Origin of the sequence: Enterococcus sp. BWR-S5 (genome assembly GCF_016745255.1) — a bacterium.
In the GTDB taxonomy this organism is placed as follows: Bacteria; Bacillota; Bacilli; order Lactobacillales; family Enterococcaceae; genus Enterococcus_L.
Map to the genome: position 1 here is coordinate 189863 of NZ_JADOEQ010000001.1, position 21071 is coordinate 210933.

At 39.6% G+C, this 21071-nt stretch carries 26 protein-coding genes; 20 read left to right on the forward strand and 6 right to left on the reverse strand.

The window, feature by feature from the left end; all coding sequences use genetic code 11:
- Window positions 1-55 precede the first annotated feature (55 nt).
- Window positions 56-421 carry an HIT family protein gene (locus IW510_RS00985; protein WP_202055821.1) on the forward strand — a complete coding sequence of 122 codons (366 nt, stop codon included), beginning with the start codon at window positions 56-58 and terminating at the stop codon, window positions 419-421.
- Between the two features lie 56 nt (window positions 422-477).
- Here IW510_RS00985 and IW510_RS00990 read toward each other — a convergent pair whose 3' ends face one another.
- Both IW510_RS00990 and IW510_RS00995 read right to left on the reverse strand, forming a co-directional pair.
- Window positions 478-744, reverse strand: a complete 267-nt coding sequence (locus IW510_RS00990) for a DUF2187 domain-containing protein (RefSeq protein ID WP_202055822.1) — start codon at window positions 742-744, stop codon at window positions 478-480.
- Window positions 741-983 carry a hypothetical protein gene (locus IW510_RS00995; RefSeq protein WP_202055823.1) on the reverse strand — a complete coding sequence of 81 codons (243 nt, stop codon included), beginning with the start codon at window positions 981-983 and terminating at the stop codon, window positions 741-743. Before IW510_RS00995 ends, IW510_RS00990 begins: the two co-directional genes overlap by 4 nt.
- 447 nt (window positions 984-1430) lie before the next feature.
- Between IW510_RS00995 and IW510_RS01000 the strand changes: the two genes are divergently transcribed.
- The 5 genes from IW510_RS01000 to IW510_RS01020 all read left to right on the forward strand — a co-directional run bounded on the left by IW510_RS01000 (window position 1431) and on the right by IW510_RS01020 (window position 6464).
- The gene (locus tag IW510_RS01000) at window positions 1431-2723 is read left to right on the forward strand and encodes a PTS sugar transporter subunit IIC (RefSeq protein ID WP_202055824.1); all 1293 of its coding nucleotides are present in this window, start codon (window positions 1431-1433) and stop codon (window positions 2721-2723) included.
- On the forward strand, window positions 2724-3824 hold the full coding sequence (locus IW510_RS01005; protein ID WP_202055826.1) for a DUF871 domain-containing protein: 1101 nt from the start codon (window positions 2724-2726) through the stop codon (window positions 3822-3824).
- On the forward strand, window positions 3821-4900 hold the full coding sequence (locus IW510_RS01010; RefSeq protein WP_202055828.1) for an alanine racemase: 1080 nt from the start codon (window positions 3821-3823) through the stop codon (window positions 4898-4900). The genes IW510_RS01005 and IW510_RS01010 overlap by 4 nt, the downstream gene beginning before the upstream one ends.
- Window positions 4901-4917: 17 nt before the next feature.
- Entirely contained in the window at window positions 4918-5379 is a 462-nt protein-coding gene (locus tag IW510_RS01015; protein WP_202055830.1) for a RidA family protein, read from the forward strand.
- Between the two features lie 89 nt (window positions 5380-5468).
- A complete protein-coding gene (locus IW510_RS01020; protein ID WP_202055832.1) occupies window positions 5469-6464 on the forward strand; it encodes a LacI family DNA-binding transcriptional regulator in 996 nt (331 codons plus the stop codon).
- Between the two features lie 225 nt (window positions 6465-6689).
- Here IW510_RS01020 and IW510_RS01025 read toward each other — a convergent pair whose 3' ends face one another.
- A complete protein-coding gene (locus IW510_RS01025; RefSeq protein ID WP_202055840.1) occupies window positions 6690-7280 on the reverse strand; it encodes a hypothetical protein in 591 nt (196 codons plus the stop codon).
- 205 nt (window positions 7281-7485) lie between these two features.
- Here IW510_RS01025 and IW510_RS01030 point away from each other — a divergent pair, with 205 nt between their 5' ends.
- The 12 genes from IW510_RS01030 to IW510_RS01085 all read left to right on the forward strand — a co-directional run bounded on the left by IW510_RS01030 (window position 7486) and on the right by IW510_RS01085 (window position 14530).
- A complete protein-coding gene (locus IW510_RS01030; RefSeq protein WP_202055841.1) occupies window positions 7486-8256 on the forward strand; it encodes a TatD family hydrolase in 771 nt (256 codons plus the stop codon).
- Window positions 8253-8825 (forward strand): ribonuclease M5, encoded by a 573-nt coding sequence (gene rnmV / locus IW510_RS01035; protein WP_202055844.1) that lies wholly within the window; start codon window positions 8253-8255, stop codon window positions 8823-8825. The genes IW510_RS01030 and rnmV overlap by 4 nt, the downstream gene beginning before the upstream one ends.
- Entirely contained in the window at window positions 8822-9709 is an 888-nt protein-coding gene (rsmA, locus tag IW510_RS01040; protein WP_202055849.1) for a 16S rRNA (adenine(1518)-N(6)/adenine(1519)-N(6))-dimethyltransferase RsmA, read from the forward strand. Before rnmV ends, rsmA begins: the two co-directional genes overlap by 4 nt.
- A gap of 200 nt (window positions 9710-9909) precedes the next feature.
- Window positions 9910-10521, forward strand: a complete 612-nt coding sequence (locus tag IW510_RS01045; protein ID WP_202055851.1) for a hypothetical protein — start codon at window positions 9910-9912, stop codon at window positions 10519-10521.
- 173 nt (window positions 10522-10694) lie between these two features.
- Entirely contained in the window at window positions 10695-11009 is a 315-nt protein-coding gene (locus IW510_RS01050) for a hypothetical protein (RefSeq protein WP_202055852.1), read from the forward strand.
- Window positions 11010-11015: 6 nt separating this feature from the next.
- Complete coding sequence (locus tag IW510_RS01055; RefSeq protein WP_202055853.1) at window positions 11016-11318, forward strand: hypothetical protein; 303 nt, start codon at window positions 11016-11018, stop codon at window positions 11316-11318.
- Between the two features lie 16 nt (window positions 11319-11334).
- On the forward strand, window positions 11335-11958 hold the full coding sequence (locus IW510_RS01060) for a DUF5081 family protein (RefSeq protein WP_202055854.1): 624 nt from the start codon (window positions 11335-11337) through the stop codon (window positions 11956-11958).
- Window positions 11951-12277 (forward strand): WXG100 family type VII secretion target, encoded by a 327-nt coding sequence (locus IW510_RS01065; protein ID WP_202055861.1) that lies wholly within the window; start codon window positions 11951-11953, stop codon window positions 12275-12277. The genes IW510_RS01060 and IW510_RS01065 overlap by 8 nt, the downstream gene beginning before the upstream one ends.
- Window positions 12278-12279: 2 nt before the next feature.
- Window positions 12280-13317, forward strand: coding sequence for a hypothetical protein (locus IW510_RS01070; RefSeq protein WP_202055863.1), 1038 nt, complete (start codon window positions 12280-12282; stop codon window positions 13315-13317).
- Window positions 13318-13320: 3 nt separating this feature from the next.
- A complete protein-coding gene (locus IW510_RS01075; RefSeq protein ID WP_202055865.1) occupies window positions 13321-13896 on the forward strand; it encodes a hypothetical protein in 576 nt (191 codons plus the stop codon).
- A gap of 309 nt (window positions 13897-14205) precedes the next feature.
- The gene (locus IW510_RS01080; protein WP_202055868.1) at window positions 14206-14367 is read left to right on the forward strand and encodes a hypothetical protein; all 162 of its coding nucleotides are present in this window, start codon (window positions 14206-14208) and stop codon (window positions 14365-14367) included.
- Window positions 14348-14530: a hypothetical protein gene (locus IW510_RS01085; RefSeq protein WP_202055870.1), complete on the forward strand. Its 183-nt coding sequence runs from the start codon at window positions 14348-14350 to the stop codon at window positions 14528-14530. The genes IW510_RS01080 and IW510_RS01085 overlap by 20 nt, the downstream gene beginning before the upstream one ends.
- Before the next feature lie 105 nt (window positions 14531-14635).
- Here the strand turns inward: IW510_RS01085 and IW510_RS01090 are convergent, their stop codons facing one another.
- The 3 genes from IW510_RS01090 to IW510_RS01100 form a co-directional block, all read right to left on the reverse strand.
- Entirely contained in the window at window positions 14636-15787 is a 1152-nt protein-coding gene (locus tag IW510_RS01090) for a pyridoxal phosphate-dependent aminotransferase (protein ID WP_202055876.1), read from the reverse strand.
- A gap of 191 nt (window positions 15788-15978) precedes the next feature.
- Entirely contained in the window at window positions 15979-16701 is a 723-nt protein-coding gene (locus tag IW510_RS01095) for an amino acid ABC transporter ATP-binding protein (protein WP_202055878.1), read from the reverse strand.
- Window positions 16694-18157 (reverse strand): ABC transporter substrate-binding protein/permease, encoded by a 1464-nt coding sequence (locus IW510_RS01100; protein WP_202055880.1) that lies wholly within the window; start codon window positions 18155-18157, stop codon window positions 16694-16696. The genes IW510_RS01095 and IW510_RS01100 overlap by 8 nt, the downstream gene beginning before the upstream one ends.
- Window positions 18158-18333: 176 nt before the next feature.
- On the opposite strand from IW510_RS01100, the gene IW510_RS01105 reads away from it, so the two are divergent.
- Complete coding sequence (locus IW510_RS01105) at window positions 18334-19422, forward strand: iron-containing alcohol dehydrogenase family protein (protein ID WP_202055882.1); 1089 nt, start codon at window positions 18334-18336, stop codon at window positions 19420-19422.
- 439 nt (window positions 19423-19861) lie between these two features.
- On the forward strand, window positions 19862-21007 hold the full coding sequence (tgt, locus tag IW510_RS01110) for a tRNA guanosine(34) transglycosylase Tgt (protein WP_202055884.1): 1146 nt from the start codon (window positions 19862-19864) through the stop codon (window positions 21005-21007).
- Window positions 21008-21071 lie beyond the last annotated feature (64 nt).

Sequence of the window (21071 nt, forward strand, 5' to 3'; positions counted from 1 at the left end):
GAGAGACAAGAAATTATTGTCTCTCTTCTTTTTGCAGAAGAGGAGGAGTAGATAGATGAAAGAGTGTCTTTTTTGCGACATAACTGATTTCATTCTTGAAAATGAGCTGGCAGGGGCTTTTTTTGACAAGTATCCTGTCAATGAAGGACATTTATTAGTGATTCCAAAAGTACATCGGCAAGATTTTTTTGAATTGTCATCAGAGGAAAAGAAGGCAATTGATGCGCTTTTGATAGCTGGAAAAGCTTATTTAGAGGAGCATTACAGGCCTGCTGGTTTCAATATTGGTTGTAATTGCGGGCTTGCGGCTGGTCAAAGTGTGATGCACTGCCATATTCATTTAATTCCACGGTATGAAGGAGATATGACTGAACCAAAAGGTGGCGTTCGTGGTGTCATTCCTGAAAAGCAAAGCTATTGAATGAGGAATAGAAGAAGCTATGCAGTAGATGAAAATCTGCTGCATAGCTTCTTTAGTTACATATCTTCAAAAATCATTTTATAGTTGATAACAAGTCGGCTGTTATACTTTTCTCTACTGGCAATCGTCAGTTCATGACAACCAGAGATATCAATTAGACAGCTATTCGTATATTTTTTCAAAAGAATCCCCTGAAGAGAAGAGTGAAGCAGTTCAGAGTAAAAGGAGAGCGTCTGCCCTTCAGAAAATCGTTGGTTGACAGATGTTTCTTGGTATAGGGAAAAAGATGTTTTCCCCGGATTATTTTTTACAAAAGGCTTCATTGTTTTGCTTCCTCCTCTTTTTTTAAAGTGATGATTTGCTGAATCTTAGTTGTATTCGTCGAAAACTCCGTTTGCATCGCTGCAAATTGTTGACAGTAGCTGCAGTCTTCAACTGTCCCAGTCTCATGTGTCAGCTGCTCACGATGAAATAAAATCAAATCAGAGCATTGACGGGCCAGAAGAATCTGTCTGGAGCGAACATGATGTAATGCTTCTTTCCCTAGATTTGTAAACGACATGTTATCCCTCCTTTAGTGATTCAAAAGAGTATCTGATGCTTCGTCTATCGGTTGTTAAAACAGCAATAAGGCACATGATAAAGCAATCTTTTTGATATCCTTCTTTCTTATTATACGACGATATAGAGAGTAGTCAGAGAGAATCTTAATAAAATCTTAATCTTTTGCTACTCCTGTTTAGAGCTTTAAATGGTTGCAACAACGCGTTTTGCTGCGAAAAAAGTATTTCTTAAAACTGAATTTAGATTTCACATTTTTAGCAGTGACAAACGAAGGGCTTATAAGTGTTTTCCTGTTTGCTTATTCTAAGACAACTGATTACTGGAACAGATTGATTCTCACAATAAAATAATGTAAGCGGTTGAAAAGGTGTTGACATCTTATTTTTTTGCGCTTATAATCAAATCACGTTAACCGGTTAATATAAATAGATTAGGAGGATTTAAAATGAAAAAGATCATTGATTTATTGGATCGAAAGTTTGTCCCGATTGCGTCAAAAATTGGTTCTCAAAGGCATTTAGTTGCTGTTCGAGATGGGTTTGTTGTAATCATGCCGCTGATGATTGTTGGCTCGCTTGCTGTACTTATCAATAATTTACCAATCGATGCTTATCAAAACTTGATGAATTCGATTTTTGATGGAGATGGTTGGAAAAACTTTGCCAGCTATATTTCACAAGGGGCCTTCAATGTGATGTCATTGATTGTTGTCTATACAGTTTCTTCCGCTTTAGCTAAGTCTTACAGTAAAGACGGTGTAACTGCAGGTGCCATCTCATTAGCTTCACTTGTTACAATCATGGCTTCATTCTCAACGGAAGATGGCGCGACATCAGGTTTGCCATTTGCTTGGATGGGGGCACAAGGATTGTTTATTGCAATTTTTGTTGCATTGATTGCTACAGAGATTTTCGTAAGATTATCAAGTAATAAAAAGCTAGTTATCACAATGCCTGAGGGTGTACCACCGGCTGTAGCTAAATCATTCTCATCATTGATGCCAGGTATGCTGACAATCATCTTCTTTGCACTTATTCGTGTGTTATTCAATGTTGCAGGTGTAGAAAGCATTCATCAATCCTTTTATGACTTACTGCAAGCGCCAATTGTAAAGATGGCGAATACATTGCCAACTGCATTACTAATCGTATTTTTAAATCATTTGTTCTGGTTCTTCGGATTGAATGGTGGTAGTATTCTTGAGCCAATTATGCAAAGTGTTTACTTACCTGCTATCGATCAAAATATTGCGGCGTTGGAAAAAGGGCTGGATATTCCAAATATCGTGACGAAACCATTCTTTGATTCATTTGTTTACTTAGGTGGAACAGGTGCTACTTTAGCGTTAGTAGTCAGTGTTTTGTTGTTCACTCGAAAAAATAAACCGTATAAGGTTGTTTCTGAACTGTCTTTAGCACCGAGCTTATTCAATATCAACGAGCCTGTGATGTTTGGTTTCCCAATCGTATTGAATCCGTTGCTATTCATTCCATTCTTATTGGTTCCAATGATATTGACAGTAATCTCTTATGTTGCAATCAGCACTGGGCTTGTGCCAAAAACAATCGTACTGGTTCCATGGACGACGCCACCTGTTATCGGAGGTTTCCTAGCAACAGGTTCATGGCGCGGCGGTGCATTGGCACTTGTTAACTTTGTTATTGCGGTCGTTCTCTATATGCCGTTTCTAAAAGCAGCTGAAAAACAATTTTTACAATCAAGTGAGGGGGAACAGTAAATGACTAGAGGGCTTGGCTTTTCTATCTATCCTGAAAAGACTCGCGCAGAGGAGGACATGGCGTATATTCGATTGGCCGCAGCGTATGGCTTTAAAAGAATGTTCACCTGCTTTCTTTCCGTAGAGCTTACAAAAAATGAACTTATAGAAAAATACAAGCCATTGATAGGTCTGGCAAAAACATTGGGTATCGACACCTACCTTGATGTATACCCGTCGTTCTTCACTAATATGGGCATAGCTCTAGATGATTTGTCATTCTTTAACGAACTGGGGGCGGCGGGTTTTCGTTTGGATCGCAGCTTTTCCGGTTCAGAGGAAAGCTTAATGACCTACAATCCGGAAGGGCTGATTATTGAGGTAAACATAAGTAACGATACAAGCTATGTAGAGAATATTTTGGATTTTCAACCGAACAAAGATTGCTTGGTTGGTTGTCATAATTTTTATCCGCAACGTTATTCTGGCTTAAAGGAAGAGTATTTTATTCAGGCAACTAAACGCTATAAAGACCTAGGCCTGCATACTGCCGCCTTTGTCAGTAGTCAAACGGGTAATATCGGACCTTGGGATGTGTCAGAAGGGCAGCCAACATTAGAAAGGGATCGTCATTTGCCGATTGATCTTCAGGCGCGGGCCATGTGGGCGTGTGCAGATATTGATGACATCATCATCGGCAATGCTTATGCGACAGAAACAGAGCTGAAGCAGCTTTCAGAAATCCAGCCTTATGTAGTCAATTTTTCAATCAACCAAGTAGACACGCTATCCGAAATAGAAGCAAAAATTTGTTTTGATGAGCTGCATTTTCAACGAGGAGATATTTCCAGCTATATGGTGCGGTCGACGGCTTCCAGATCCAAGTACAAAGGACATATAATCGAGGCAAGACCGGCAGATAAAACAATCAGAGTTGGAGATGTATTGGTTGCCAATGAAAGCTATGGCATTTATGCGGGTGAGCTGCAGATTGCGTTAGAAGAAAGAGAAAATGATGGTGTTTGGAATGTTGTTGGATCGATTCCGAAAGAAGAACACTTTATGTTGCCATACATCACACCATGGAAAAAATTCATTTTTAGAAAAGAAGGGATCTTGTGAGAACACCGGCATTGCTCGTAGATAAACAAGTGGCTTTGAAGAATATTCAAGTCATGCAGGAAAAAGTTGATCAGAAAAATCACATCTTGCTAAGACCTCATATCAAAACCCATAAGACACCTGAATTTGCCATCAAGCAAAACCAGCTAGGCAAGTCCGGCATCACCTGTGCGAAATTAAGTGAGGCAGAGGTGATGATTCAACATGGGGTTCGAGATATCTTTCTAGCATATCCACTTGTTGATAGAGAGAAAATCCGTCACTCACTGCGACTCGCTGAACAGATTGATCGTTGGATTTATAGTATCGACACCTATGAGGGCGCACAGTTATTATCGGAGGAAGCCGTGGAGGCTGGCCGATTGGCAGAAGTCAGAGTTGAAATAGATACTGGTTTATTTCGCTCTGGATTAGCACTGGAGGAAGCGGTCGACGCGATAGATAGGTTCAATAAGCTTCCAGGTTTGCAAATCACAGGGATATATACCTACCGAGGTTCAAAGGCACGTACTGGAGAAGTAGTCAAAGATACTTTTCATGCTGGTGTTGAAGAGGCAGGGCTGATGGTCGATTTAGCTGAAAAGCTAAGAGAACAGGGACTGCCAATCAAGGATATCAGTGTAGGCTCTACACCAACCTTGGAAGGTGTATTAGCTGTAGAAGGAATCACAGAAGTCCGACCAGGAACCTATATTTTTAATGATGCGATGCAGGTCGCTTATGGCGTTTGTTCCATAGAAGAATGTGCCGCAGCTGTTCTAGTGACGATTGTAAGTATTCATGGAGATCGTGCAGTAGTTGATGGCGGAAGCAAAAGCTTTGCGACCGATGTTCAGCCAACAGGAGGTATCGTTCCAATCAATGGCTTTGGTATCGTCAAAGGACATCCGGCAATCGTTTTTGAACGAATGAACGAAGAGCATGGCGTGCTTCAATTAAATGGTGAGTCGCTTGCCATTGGTGAGACGTTGGAAATTATCCCTAATCATATTTGCAGTACAGTCAATTTATATGACTATTACTATTTTCGAGATGGAGAGCAAGTAGCAGTCAGCGCTCGAGGAAAAACGCAATAAAAAGCAGGAGGACAATCATGGGAATCATTGAAGAAAAACTGAAAAAAATGGGGATCGAACTGGAAACAGTGCCGACACCTGTAGCAGAATATGTACCATCAAAACGAGTTGGAAACCTTGTTTACACTTCAGGGTGCGATTGTAGAAAAAATGGGCAGCTGATACTTAAAGGCAAGCTAGGTAAAGAGCTAGATGTCGCACAAGGAAAAGAAGCGGCAAAACAAGTTGTTGTCAACATTCTGGCAGTCCTACAAAAAGAACTGGGTAGCTTGGACGAGGTCAAGCAGGTTGTAAAAATGCTGGCATTTGTTAACTCAACAGACGAGTTTGTTGAACAGCCTTACGTGATTAATGGTGCTTCAGAATTTTTAGTCGAGGTATTTGGCGAAAAAGGTCGTCATGCACGCTCTGCCATTGGGACGAACACATTGCCATTTGATACACCTGTAGAAATCGAACTGATCGTTGAAATAAATTAGTGGATATAGCTGTTCCTCTTCTCAAGAGATCGTTCCTTTTGTATAATTGACAGGGACATGCAAATGCTGAAGAAGGAGGGGGAACAGGTATGAGTCGGGTGACAATCAAAGATATTGCGGAGCAGGCGGGCGTTTCCAAAACAATTGTTTCCCATTACTTAAACAATAATTTTAAATTTATGAGTGAAGAAACAAAAAATAGAATCGCTCAAATCGTGAAGGAAACGAACTACATTCCCAGAAATAGTGCGAGGAATTTGAAGTTCAAAAAAGTGAAGGTAATCAATATCATTGTGGCGAATATCTCAAGTTCGTTCTCTACCAATGTAATCAAGTATATCGATCGCAAAATCAGTTCACCGTCTGTTCAGGTAATCGTTTCTTATTCAGATGATGATGGTGAAAAAGAAAAGAATTTGATCGAGCAGGCAATTGCTTCGGATGTGGATGGTATCGTATTGTTTCCTACAGGGACAAATACTGAGTATTATCGCATGCTTGATGAAAAAAAAGTGCCAATCGTTTATGTCGATCGAATTCCGTTAAATGTTGAAAATTATTTCTGTGTTCTTTTGGACAATCAGGCAGCAATGGCAGAGGCGGTTCGGGTCTTGACTGATCGTGGTCATAAACAGCTTGCATATCTTAGCTTGCCTTTTCAAGAGGAAGTGACACCAAGAACAGAAAGACTGGAGGCTTTTCAGGATGCTGTTGCTGATTTGAAAGGTGTTCTGCCAAGTATTCTCTCTGGTTCAGAAGAAAGTCTCGGCGGAAAAATCGAAACGATGTTAAAGAGCAGCAGCTATGCACCAACGGCTTTTATTGCCTCTAATGACACTTGCTTGGAAAGTCTGTTGCGCGTGTACAAACAAACGGGCAAAACTAAAAAGATAGATATCATCTCTATTGATGGCTATGAGCTGTACATGATTTTGGATCAGATCATTTTGACGATTGAACACCCTATTCAGGAAATTTGTGAGCGTATCTTAGCTTGCTTGGATATCGAGGCAGACAACATAGAGAAACAACTGGCTAAAGGAAAACAAGTCTTCAGATTTGAGCCGGTATTCATTTCTTCTTAATAAAGTTGATTACATGACATCTGTTTCATGTGACCATATATTCTCCTATAAACTCCGTTCAAAAAAGAGAACGAAAGAAACGAAATCGGTTGAGGCTGATTTCGTTTCTTTCGTTTTTAGGGCTAGAAGCCTTGAGCATTATAGAAAGTCGTTATTGATTATTTTTAACAAAATTTTTCTGCTGGTTCATATCTTTGAGAGCAATCAAGACTGCTATATTTTTGGTCAACGATAAGTACTTTTTGCTTTTTTCAATCCCCGAATTTTCTTCGGCAGAAAAAGAAAGAACAAGGTATGCGGCATACTGACGATTGCCCATAATAGAGGTCGGCTGATAAAGCCGTACTGATACAACCATTTTAATAGAAAATGAAAGGCCGTAATACCGACAGACAATAGAATCAACGTCAACCAACGAGAGTCAATTGTTGTGTGTGAAAGCAAGAAACGACCAATAAACGGGTAGCTATAGAAGAAGACACCAGCTATGGTGACGCGCCAGTTTTTGACAGCAGCATCAAGGTTAAGAACAAAAAAGAGTAATGACAATAGAAGCGCAATTGGTGGGAAAAACGCAATCATCGCTGAATAAATACTTCCCCATAAAATCATCAAAGGTCCTTTAATAAGCGCCGTGATACCAATTAGTAAAGCGATTAGCAGCAGCTGTTGTGTTATACCGGCATACGTGAGCATAGAAAAAAGTATCAGTAAACTCCAATGCCAGATCGTCTGTGTCTGTTCTTTGCGGGTAGTTGATACTTTTTGCTGAATGTGTGACTTAACAAGTTCAGAAGCTGAAAATGATTGTTTCATAGATTCACTCCTAACATTAATAAGATGTAAGGGTAGTGTAACAGGAAATGTTTTGCCAGACATCAGGCTTGGGACTGACAAGGAATATCGTTTTTTGAAAAATAGTTGAAAACCAAAAAGAAGAAAAGAACTTTTCTTGATTTCAAGTGTTTTATTCGGCTTTCTGGTAAAATGAGAGGGAGTCTAACTGGCAGGAGGAAGAAAAATGATTTTTGATTCACATACCCATTTGAATGCAGAGCAGTTCAATGATGATATACCGGAAACAATTGAACGAGCCAAAGAATTAGGCGTTACCGAAATGGCCGTTGTCGGCTTTGATACACCAACGATTGATAAATCTTTGGCCCTAAGCAAGGAATATGCAGATATATACAGTATTATCGGCTGGCACCCAACAGAAGCCGGAAGCTATACAAAGGATATAGAGGCAAGGCTTCAAGAGCTTTTGGATACGCCTAAAGTGGTTGCTTTAGGTGAAATCGGTTTAGATTATTATTGGATGGAAGACCCGAAGGATGTACAGGACCGTGTCTTTCGTCGGCAAATTGCTATCGCAAAGGAAATGAAGCTGCCGATAAGCATTCATATGCGGGACGCAATTGAGGACACCTATCGTGTGCTCAAGGAAGAAGGAGTTCAGGACATTGGCGGGATTATGCACAGCTATAGCGGAGACAGCGAGTGGATGAAGCGATTCCTTGATTTAGGCATGCATATCTCCTTCAGTGGCGTAGTTTCTTTTAAAAAAGCAGTGGAAGTACAGGAAGCAGCACAAACAGCGCCGCTTGAGCGACTGCTGGTGGAAACAGATGCACCGTATCTGGCACCAGTACCTTATCGCGGAAAGCGGAACGAGCCGGGCTACACGCGCTATGTCGTGGAGAAAATTGCAGAGTTGAGAGCTATGCCGTGGGAAGAGTTGGCACAACAGACAACCAAAAATGCGCATCAGCTATTTAGGATTGACAAATGACAGAGAAAATGAAGATTGAAGAGATCATCGTCGTTGAGGGAAAAGACGATACACGCCGTTTGTTGGAGGTTGTCGAAGCAGATACGATTGAAACGATTGGCTCTGCCATCAATGAGGATATTTTGGCTCAAATTGAGCATGCTCAGGAAATGAGAGGAGTCATTATTTTCACTGATCCGGATTATTCAGGAGAGAAGATTCGTAAGACGATTATGGAAGTCGTTCCTGATGCGAAGCACGCGTTTCTGTCGCGCCGATTGGCTGAACCGAAGCGTCGAGGCAGCAGCTTAGGCGTCGAACATGCCAGTGATGAAGCCATTATTGAGGCCTTGAGAAAAGTTGTCACACCGGTTTTCGAATCAGATGACTATGAAGAAATACCTAGACAAGTGCTGCTGGACTATGGTTTAATAGCAGGGGCACGCTCAAAGGAGCGTCGGGAGAAACTGGGAGATGAGCTGCGTATTGGCTACACTAACAGCAAGCAGCTGATAAAACGTCTGCAAATGTTCCGAATAACCAAAGAAGAGCTGAAAGAAGCGATGGATAAAGTGGAGGAATCACTGTGACTGATTATAAAGAAATTGCAACACCATCCAGAACGAAGGAGATTTTGAAGAAGCATGGCTTTTCTTTTAAGAAAAGCTTAGGCCAAAACTTTCTAACTGAACCAAACATCCTACGAAAGATTGTCGAGACTGCAGAGATTAACCAAGAAACGAATGTCATCGAGGTTGGACCGGGGATTGGGGCGTTAACAGAGCATTTGGCAAAGAACGCTGCTCAAGTTCTGGCATTTGAGATTGATGATCGGTTAATTCCTGTACTTGAGGATACTTTAAGTCCTTACGACAATGTAACTGTTGTTAATCAGGATGTTTTAAAAGCGAATTTAATCGAAGAAACGAAACAGATATTTACAAAAGAGCTGCCAATCAAGGTGGTAGCGAACCTGCCTTATTACATCACGACACCAATCATGATGCATTTCTTGGAATCTGATTTAGATGTTGCTGAAATGATTGTAATGATGCAAAAAGAAGTCGCTGACCGAATTTCTGCGGTTCCAGGTACGAAAGCCTATGGTTCACTATCGATTGCTGTTCAATATTACATGGAGGCAGCTGTCGCATTTATCGTGCCGAAAACAGTATTTGTCCCTCAACCGAATGTGGATTCTGCCATTATCACCTTGAAGAGAAGAGAACAGCCGGCAGTTGAAGTCAGTAATGAGAAGGAATTTTTCAAGCTGACAAAGGCTTCTTTCCAGTTGCGCAGAAAAACACTTTGGAATAATCTGACCCATTTTTATGGCAAAGATGAAGCAACTGTTGCATGGCTGAAGACCAGTCTTGCTGAAGCAGAGATTGATCCTTCAAGACGTGGAGAAACATTGTCACTGGAAGAATTTGCTCGTCTAAGTAATACTTTGGAGAAGAATAAGTCATTATAATTAAGAGGTTGTTAGATACGCATACAAATCCTTGTGCGTGTCTAACAACCTTTTTCTTGTACTCAAATTCTAAAATATACAAGAAAAAGACAACTATTAAAATTGGAAAGGCTTTCTTAATAGATGTGTCTTGACACCTCTGTTTATTTTGAATAAAATAGGCTTCATAGATGTGTCAAGACACATTAGGGAGGAAGAAAATGAGAAAAAATTCTGTTAGACAATTAACGATTTCTGCATTACTAATTGCAATGGGGATTATCATTCCAATGGTTATGCCTAGAATCACCATCGGACCAGCGTCTTTTACATTGGCTAGTCATGTACCTGTCTTTTTAGCAATGTTCATTTCGCCGGAAGCAGCGATTGCTGTTTCGCTGGGGACTGGATTTGGCTTCTTTTTATCTGCAACACCAATTATTGCGCTTAGAGCATTGTCTCATTTGGTTTTCGCTGTTATTGGCGCGATGTATTTGAAAAAGCATCCTGAAGTTGCACTAGGTTCAAAACAGTTTTCTTTATTAAACGGTCGCTTTCAATTATTTAATTTTGTGATTGCATTGATTCATTCGGCGATTGAGCTGGTGGTCATTACTGCCTTTTATACAATGGGAAATCTTCCTGAAACTTATTATACAGATGGCTATATCTATTCGATTTTACTATTGATGGGTGTCGGTGGAATTATACACAGCATCGTTGATTTCAATATTGCCTACTTCCTAGCAGGAAGCTTAAGCAAGGCCTTCGATATTCCTGTGTTTACCAATGCGAAAAAACTGCTGCAGAAGCAAGTTAGAGAAAATGCTTAACTAAATAGACATACTGAAATTTGGACAAGGACAACGGATGAGCGAAACCGTTGTCCTTGTTTTTTTTGCAAAAATATAGTTTGAAAAAAAATTAAACAATATTTCATTCTAATTTATATGTGTCATGTGATACAATTGTTTTAACAAAAAGACGATTGGAGAAGATGAGGAGAATGGCTAAAAAAAAGTATCCTGAGGCACGGACAAAGTATAATGAATACAATTCGGTTGTAACTAAATTGAAAAATTACAAAAGTACGATACAGACAAATATCTCTTTAAGTCTTTCAACAGGGGATATAGGCAGTGATGTTTCCGGTGACTATTATGATAAATTTGCTGAAAAAGAACAAGAATGGCGAGACCAAGTAGATCAAGTGGTTACAGATTTTGACAACTTTCAGATCAGTCTGCAAACATGTATTACAAATGCGGAAGCAAAGGCAACGCTTTGGTATGACAGAATAAGTATGACGGAAGAGGAGTAATTTGCTATGAATGATTTTGTTGAAGTAAAGGAAGGCTTGACTGATACAATTGGCACATGCCAGACAATTAACGAAGGATTAGATAATTTGAGTGAGCTAATGCAGGAAATAGACACCTCTTTATCTTCAAATGAATGGACAGGGGAATCCAAGGAAAAATGTCAGTTCATTCATGAAACGGTTAAAATTTACTATGATGCCATACAATCATTATGTGAAGAGATGGAAAAGCACTGCAAGAATCTGATTGACAATACAGATAGTTTTGTTGGTGATTCTGAAAATGTCCAGATGCTACAATCAATTTAAGCGGGAGGATACAAAAATGTATGATATATATGAGTTGTATATTTTAAATAGTGTGATTGATGGAAAAGATGTCTTTTCTTTACCGTTGTTTTCAGAAATGAACATTTCTAAGTTAGTTGCTGATACGATTAAAGAGCGAATGATTGAAAAAGGTTTATTGGAAAATCACTCTAGTTTAACAATGAACGGGGTGAGGACCGCGCAACGTTTGCAGGAATTTAAAAATGCGAAGAGTTATTTCCAGATTGATACAATAACGCTGGGAATCATCAATGATCAAGAAGCTATCTTAATTGTTGAGAATCCATTTTATCAGAATTATGAAATTAAACGAGTAGATATTTCGAAAGGGGTCCAGCATTTGCAGGATGCCTATACCTTTTTGAAAAGTGAGACTGTTTCAGCAGAAATAGAGGAAACTGAGATGCGATGCTCGGAGAGAAAACTGGAAAGATTGGGATATGACAAGAAACTGAGTGTGAAGCTTCATTCAAAATCGGCAGACAATGAAGCAAAAGCATTGTTTTTTAAGAAAGAAGAATCCTTTTATATCTATGATTATCTTAATCGCAGGTTATACAAAAAAAATTATGTCTCCTTTATAGAGTTTTTGGAAGAAAGGATGAAAATACATGGCTGATAAACTGAATTTTAACAAGGAATTGATGGAGGAAATCAGTGGGAAGTATCAAAGCTGTACCACAGAAGCTGAAACAATCCTCACAAATTTGAAGAAGTTGAAGGACCAGTTGAATGATAATTATGAAGGACATGGCAGTCCTCTTTCTGATGATGCAGTTTCCAAGATTATTGAGCATGTGGAATTTCTAAAGAAATGTTATAGTAGTACAGAGCAGTTTGTCACACAAACGCAGACGACAATGGCTACATTAGATAGTGCCCTTATGAAGCCGAGTGATTTAATTGGTTCCACAGCAAGTTCAGGAGGTGGGAAATAACAATGCCTCAAATAAAGACAAGAAATGAGAATTGGTTGGATCGCTCGAATAGACTTTATAACAACATATCTAGTGAAATAACAAAATTATATAATGCACAAAAGGAAGCTCAAGATGCAGTAGATGCGGTTACTGCACAAGGAGACATCGGTTCATTATCATTGCCCGTTACGATTGCTCAAGTGGAAGAGTTGAATGAAAAACGTCGGACATTAGTCTCTTTTTGTAATGGTGTTCATTATGAGATTTCTGAGTTGATAGATAATCCATTTTCAGTGGGAGTATCAGAAACGATTCAAGCGGCCTATGAGTTAAACCCTTCAGATATCACAGTCAAAACAGGGACACAGTTCTTTTTCTTTGATAAAAATACATCATTGACAGATTTAATCAGTTCTACGATTATAGATGATGAGCTGAAAGCCGATTTTCAGGAAAAAGCGAAAAATCTGGACAAAGATAAATTATCCGATACATTACAGGAAGACATCAAAGAAGCTCGTTTCTGGAAAGATGAATTTATTAAAGCAGAAGACTGCAGGAAGGTTGCAGAAGAAGTTTTCACACCAGAGGTACGAGCTGGTTGGGATAGCATGTCTGCAGCGGAACGAAAAGAGATTATTGAAAATTATGTAGATCAACTTAGTAAGGTTTTAGGTGATGGAAGTAAGATTCATGACAAGGTTGTCTATGATGCTGACGGCTATGGTTACGCTTCTAATCCAAGTAAATTTCTTTTCTGGTGGACGGGCTCTCGGACTGTCAGTATTAATCCGGAATTTGTTGATGATCCTCAAAAAAATTACTCTGTTGACAAAGTGATTGACACACTTACTCATGAAACAAGACATATTTATCAGAATGAAGTACGTGAAAATCCTGGAAAATATAATGCTCCAGAATTAGTAATAGATGATTGGAGCGCTGAGTATATACAAGCAAAGGATGATTATCGTAACTATTACCAACAATCGGTGGAAGAGGATGCCAAAGCTTTTGCGGCATTAGCAAGACCATCAACAGCCAAGCTAAAGGAGTAATCTATGAAAGGAAGAAAAATGAGAATCTTTATAATACTAGTTATGGTTTTCTTGCTATCGATAGGAGGGTACCTAATATTTAAGAATTATCAATCTAAAAAAGCAGATAGTGAAACTGAAGAAACAATAAAAGAAGCTAAAGTCATCAATACTAACAGTAAATTAGGCTTAGAATTTTTTTCACTGAAAGATAGTGGTGGGCAAGATATCGATACTAAGGAAGACAGTGAGATGAAAGATATAGCTCCGGGGGGAGTATCTGTTGACGATGGACAGGTATATGGTTATTATTTCACGTATGCTGGCAAAGAGCGACTAACCCAAGTAGAATTACATTCTGCGAATTATCATATATTTGGAATAAAAGTGACGGATGAGATTACTTCTGTAGCAGAAGTAATGGAAGCTTATGGATATAAAGAAGTTGAACCGCTTTATGTTTACGATGGAACTTTAACAAAAGCATACAGAAAATATGATATTAGCCTGACCTTCGAAGTAAAAGAAGGGGAAAAAGAAATTAGTTTTATTCTTCTTTCAGCATCAAGTAAAAAAGAAGACGATGGAAAAATGTATTGAAAAGTATAACTAGTAGGGCTAATCCGGGCAATATTATTCCATCCTACTTCTAAAATCCTGTTTATGAGGTAAATGATGAAACAAAAAAACAAAGTAGTTATAATAGTAGTTGGAATCATTTTGATTTTTGGTGCCTGCTTCTATCTAATAAAAAAATACCAACAGATAAAAACTAAAAAAGTACAAAATGAACTGATACAGTAAACAATTAAAGAAGTTGAAATCTTGAAAGCTAATAGTCATTTGGGTTTGGACTTTTTTTCATTGAAGGATGGAAAGAGGAAGAACCCAGAGGGAAGAACAAGTGCAATGAGTGATATGGTACCTGATTTTATAAGGACAGACGATGAACAGGTAGAAGGAATGTATTTTTTCTATGATGGTATGTATCGATTAACGAATCTGGATATGGGCTTTGGGGATTACGATCTGTTCAACTGTAGAAAAAGTTATGAAGAAGTACCAATATGAAGAAGTCGCTCCTTTTGTAAGTTATGAAGGGACATTGACCAAAGAGTATAAGAAGTATGATATTGGTATTACTTTCAAAGTAAATGAAGCGGAAACGAAAATTTCATCTATTTTGATTCGTGTATATAATGCGAAGGAGCATGAAGGAATCCTTTATTGGTAAATAATTTAATAGATTTTATTTAGTCAAATAAGGTACTTGTTTTTCAAAAACGCCTCGCTTGGAACTGAATGTGAGAACATTCAAATCAAGCGAGGCATTTAATTATTAAAAAATCATTTTCTCTATTCGATCAAAGGCTTCCTTGAGTTCTTCAAGATTTTGTGTAGCGGCAAGCCGTACATGATGATTGCCGGTTGTTTCACCGAATGCTTTTCCGGGAATGACAAGTACGTTGGTTTCTTTCAACAGCTTTTCAGTAAAAGCAACAGAATCCAAGCCGGTCTTCTCAATGTTGATAAAGGCATAAATCGTTCCTTGGACTGGCAGCATAGAAAGAAATGGAATTGCTGCTACACGTTTCTCTACATACTCTAAGCGTTCTTTAAAAACAGAAACGACTTCTGGAATCAGCATGTCCGAATGCGCCAGAGCAAAGATGCCAGCCTGTTGCGAGGGACTAGGCGCGGAATAGGTCACGCTCTCGTTGATTAGCTTCGCTGCATCATTGATATAGTCCGGTGCAATCATATAACCAATCCGCCAGCCTGTCATCGCAAAGGCTTTGGAGAAGCTGCCAAAGGTGATGGTGTGCTCAGGAGCAAAGGTGGCCATTGGTGTGAATGTGTCATAGAAACAAAAGGCTTCATAGACTTCATCGGAAAGGATATAGAAGTCATGTTCAATCGCCAACTCGGCAATCGCTTTAAAGGTATCTGCAGAAAAGACTGCCCCCGTTGGATTGTTTGGTGAATTGATAATGATTGCCTTTGTTTTATCGGTAATTTTTTCTTTCAGTAAGTCAATGTTGATTTGAAAGCCATCTGCTTCAAAGGTTGGTAAAAAAACAGGAACGCCTCCGGCAAAAAGAACCTGATCCTTGTAAGGCGAAAAGTATGGCTCGTGAATGATGACCTCGTCGGCAGGATCAAGAATGACCTGCAACGCAAGGTACATCCCATGAAGCGCGCCAACAGTTGCTCGAACTTGTGAGGTGTCAAAAGTAAGATCATATTCTTTTTTGTAGAAATTAATGACGGATTCCAAAAAGGCTGTACTGCCTCCGGAGGCCGTGTATTTTGTATGACCGGCTTTCGCGTCAGCAAATGCGGCGTCAATAATTCGTTCATCGGTAATCAAGTCAGGGTCACCGATAGAAAGGTCGATTAAATCAGGCACCTGTTTTGCCAGTGTAGCAATATCCATTAAAATATTTTCAGCTGGCTGTTGGTGTCGTTTGGCAATTTTTGAGCTATCCATCTAAAGAAACATCTCCTTCATTTATCCATCAATATATGATTTTTACTGCTCTGCAAAAAACTTCTTCCTCTATAGTAAAACATTCCACCGAATAAGCAAAGCGATTCTTTGCGCTTCAGACTTTAAAAGGGAAGCCGTTCCCTCTGCTTATTATTCAAAGCAGAAAGAACGGCTGATAACCATTTCTAAGTTTATAGAACCTTTTTCAGGAAATCCTGTGTTCTTGGATTTTTTGGCTGACCAAAGATTTCTTCTGGTGTCCCTTCTTCCTGAATAATACCGGCATCCATGAAGATTACTCGGTCTGCCACTTCACGGGCAAAGCCCATTTCGTGAGTGACAACGACCATCGTCATGCCCTTAACAGCCAGTGCTTTCATTACAGACAACACTTCTCCGACCATCTCAGGGTCTAGTGCAGAAGTTGGTTCGTCAAAAAGCATAACATCAGGATTCATCGCAAGAGCACGTGCAATTGCGACACGTTGCTGCTGACCGCCTGACAGACTGGAAGGATAGCTGCTGCTTTTTTCCTGTAAGCCTACCTGCTCCAGCAGTTCAAGTGCTTTTGCTTCTGCTTGCTTTGGGTCTTCCTTTTTGACTTTGATGGGGCTGATTGTCAGGTTTTCTAATACTGTTTTGTGAGGGAATAAGTTAAAGCTTTGAAATACCATACCCATTTTCTGGCGCAGCTCATCAATATTAGTGCTTTTATCCAGCAAATTTTTCCCTTCAAATTCGATTTTTCCGGCTGTCGGCTGCTCCAGCAGATTCAAGCAACGAAGAAAGGTACTTTTCCCACTTCCGGAAGGGCCGATGATAACGACCACTTCACCAGCATTAACAGTCAAATCAATGCCTTTTAATACTTCATTTTTATCAAACGATTTATGCAAATTTTCAATTTTAATCACTTGTGCTCATTCTCCTTTCAGCAACACCTAAAAGACGGGAAATCGTAAACGTCAATACAAAGTAAATCAATGACACAACTAGGTATGGAAGGAATGGCTTGAAGCTTGCCCCCTGTACATTTCCGGCTTGGAAAATCAGCTCGGATACACCGATAACTGAAACGACAGAAGATTCCTTGATAACCGTAACGAATTCATTTCCCAGTGCAGGTAAGATATTTTTGATTGCCTGCGGCAGAATGATGAAGCGCATAGCCTGAGATTGACTCATTCCCAATGAACGTGAGGCTTCCATCTGTCCTTTGTTTACCGCATTGATACCGGCACGGACGATTTCTGCTACATAGGCACCGCTATTTAGGGTTAATGCGATACAGCCGGCGGCAACCTTAGAAAGATCCAATCCTAAAACGCCTGTTCCGAAATAAACGATAAAGATTTGAACCAAGAGTGGCGTTCCTCTAACATATTCAATATAGATAACAGCCAGCGCTCGTAAGATTTTTGATTTTGACAGCTTCATTAATGCCAGTAAACCACCGAAAATTGTTCCGAATAGTACACCGATAAACGCAAGAAAAATCGTATAGCCGGCACCGTTTAAATAGAATTTTCCGTATTTCTGAATGAAGCCTTCATTATCATCAAACATCAATTCAGCAGCATCTTTTTTGTAACCATCTAATAGATTGTCATCGTTAATTGTTTTGATAGAGGCGTTAACCTTTTCTCTCAAAACAGGTGTGTTTTTAGTCATTGCAATCGCAGTCTGCTTTTCTCCTTCTGTAAAGGAAACATCAGCAAACACTAAGTCTTCATTTCGGTCAACATAGGCTTCTGCAACAGGGCCTTCAAGAATGATTGCATCGACCTTCTTATTTTTCAGGTTCATAACAATATCGGGTACTTTTTGAAGCGAGGTAGGAATTGAACCAATCAACTCATTTTTTGCCAGGTCTTCCTGTGTTGTTTGCTTTTGTACACCGACTTTAACGCCAGAGAAATCACTTGTCGAATGATATTTGTCTTGGTCATCCTTACGAACAATCACACGCTGTTGAACGGTCATATATGGATCTGAGAAATCGACTTCTTTTAGACGTTCAGGTGTAGGTGCCATACCTGAGATAATCAAATCAATTTTGTCTGTTTTCAAAGCGCCTAGTAATGCATCAAAACCAAGCTCTTCGATTTTCAGTTTGACACCAAGGTCTTCAGCAATCTTTTCAGCGATGGATACGTCGAAACCAACAATAGTGTCTTTGCCGTTGACATCAGTATGAAACTCATACGGCGCATAGTCAGCCGAAAGGCCAACAATCAACTCCCCACGGTTGATGATTCTGTCATAAACGGGATCAGTTTCTTCTGCTGAGGCTGAATAAACAGGGATCAGTGCTGAGAGCACGAATAAGACGGATAAAATAAGAGCAGATAATTTTTTTAATAGGTTCATATGCTTAACTCCTTTTGAAATTTTATGCAGTAATTATTCTTAAAAAACAGCATAAATGTATAAAAATTTATTGTTTTTCGATGTGGTTTATCATATCATAGTTTGTATAAAAGGAAAAGACCAAATTGCCATTGATTTAATGTAGTGAATAAAAATAATTTAAGGGGTAAAAATATATGGAACAGTCGTTAATCGTCAGAGGAGCACCACAGGAATACGAATGCCGAACAGGTGCATGGAATGATTTAGAGAAACATTTACAACGTCGACACATTAATCGAGTATTGGTGCTTCATGGCAAATTTTCATGGGAGGCAGCCAAACCATTCTTTCCGGAGCTGAAAGATACCTATACTTGTTTTATGACCTATAATGGAAGCTGTACCGATCAGGAGGCAGCGACTATTTCCACATTAGTGAAAAATGAAAAGCTGACAGGAATTGTTGCTGTGGGCGGTGGGAAAATTGCTGATTTGGGTAAGGCCATCGCAAATAGGTGTGAATTGCCGATATTGATTTTACCTACGTTAGCCGCTACCTGTGCAGCATACACTCCCTTAAGTGTCATTTATAATGAAGATGGTTCTATGGACCGCTACGACGTTTTTCCTGTAAGTAACGCGTTGGTTCTGATTGAGCCGGAGGTGCTGCTTCATTCACCAATTGATTTAATGATTGCCGGAATCGGTGATACCTTAGCCAAGTGGTATGAAGCAGACACAATGATTTCACAGCTGGAGGTTCATCCAATTGAAATTGAAGTTGCTTCATTTGCAGCAAGACAGTGCAGAGACGTGCTGCTTAGAGACAGTAAGCAAGGGCTTCAGGCGATGGAGGATGCTGTAATTAACCAAGCCTTCCTGAACGTAATTGAAACCAATATTTTACTTGGCGGCATGGTTGGCGGATTTGGTGATGACTATGGTAGAACTGCAGGCGCTCACTCCATTCATGATGCATTGACCATTCTCCCAGATAGCCACAATCAGCTGCATGGCAACAAGGTTGCTTATGGTGTATTTGTCCAGTTAGTAATTGAAGAGAAGTGGTCAGAGATTGAGAAGCTACTGCCCTTCTATGGCTCAATCGGTTTGCCGGCTTCGCTTTCAGAAATGGAGCTTCGGCTTTCTGACCAAGAATATCAAGCCGTTGCAGAGCGTGCAGCAGAACCACACGAGACGATTCATTATATGAAGGAAATAATTACCCCAGATGTCGTTCAAGATGCCATGAGGGCATTGGAAGTATTCATGGCAGAAAAATAATCGCTAAAAAAAGTAAGCAGTGTTCCGCTGGAAGCAAGTTTAACAGGAGAAATATCTGTTACCCTTGCTTCCGGCAGGCGGTGCTTTTTTATTACACTCAAGGTGCTTTTTAATTTTTTCTCAAACCGACCTCTTCATCATAATCGGTGAGTAAATAATCAGCAAATGATTTGCGGTTCGTTGCTGCCACCCAAAATAAACGGTCGTTTATATAGAAAAATATACGGCAGCAAAGCCGTTGTTCCTTTCCATTTTTATCTTAAGAAATCAGTGAATCTTGTCGATGCTTTAACTATAGGAACAATGCTGAAACGAAAAAAATTGGGATTTCATAAAATATACCTTAAATAGAAAAGTGATTTTATAGAAATCTTGCAAAGATACAGGAAAAACAGTATGATGGGAAAGGACGAATTTTGAAGAGAAAGTAGGGAAATGAATGACAGAACCAGCCATTCGTTATCGTTTAATAAAAAAAGAGAAACACACAGGTGCACGACTAGGTGAATTGATTACACCGCATGGTACATTTCCTACACCGATGTTTATGCCGGTAGGAACTTTAGCTACAGTGAAAACTATGGCGCCGGAAGAATTAAAAGAGATGGGTGCCGGTGTAATTCTAAGTAATACCTATCATTTATGGCTGCGACCTGGTGAAGACTTGGTAGAAGAAGCCGGGGGATTACATAAGTTCATGAATTGGGATCAACCTATTTTGACAGATTCCGGTGGCTTTCAGGTATTCTCACTAAGTGATATGCGAAATATCACCGAGGAAGGCGTTCATTTCAAAAACCACTTGAACGGTTCCCCAATGTTCCTGTCTCCTGAAAAAGCGATTGATATTCAAAATAAACTGGGCTCAGATATCATGATGAGTTTTGATGAGTGCCCACCGTTTGATGAAAGCTATGATTATGTGAAGGACTCGATTGAACGGACTTCACGTTGGGCTGAAAGAGGACTGAAGGCACACCGTAACCCTGATCGTCAAGGGCTGTTCGGCATTATTCAAGGTGCCGGTTTTGAAGACCTTCGTCGTCAAAGCGCTAAGGATTTGATTAGTATGGATTTCCCAGGCTACTCTATTGGTGGTCTGTCTGTTGGCGAGCCAAAAGAAGAAATGAATCGAGTGTTGGAGTTCACAACACCGTTGATTCCCGAAAATAAACCTCGTTATTTGATGGGCGTGGGAACAGCTGATTCGTTGATTGATGGAGTGATACGTGGTGTAGATATGTTTGACTGTGTTCTTCCGACACGAATTGCCCGCAATGGAACTTGTATGACATCACAAGGTCGATTGGTTGTGAAGAATGCTCAGTATGCACGTGATTTCCGACCACTTGATGAAAAATGTGATTGCTACACTTGTAAAAATTATACGAGAGCCTATATCCGTCACTTGATTAAATGTGATGAAACGTTCGGTATTCGTTTGACGTCTTATCATAATCTATACTTCTTGTTAAATCTGATGAAGCAAGTGCGTCAGGCAATTATGGACGATCAGCTTTTAGAATTTAGACAAGCCTTTTTTGAAGAGTACGGCTTTAACAAAGAAAATGCGAAAAGTTTCTAAAAAATATAGTAAAACGCTAGTGTTCTCAAGGAAATTTTGTTACAGTTAAAATTAGATTAATTAT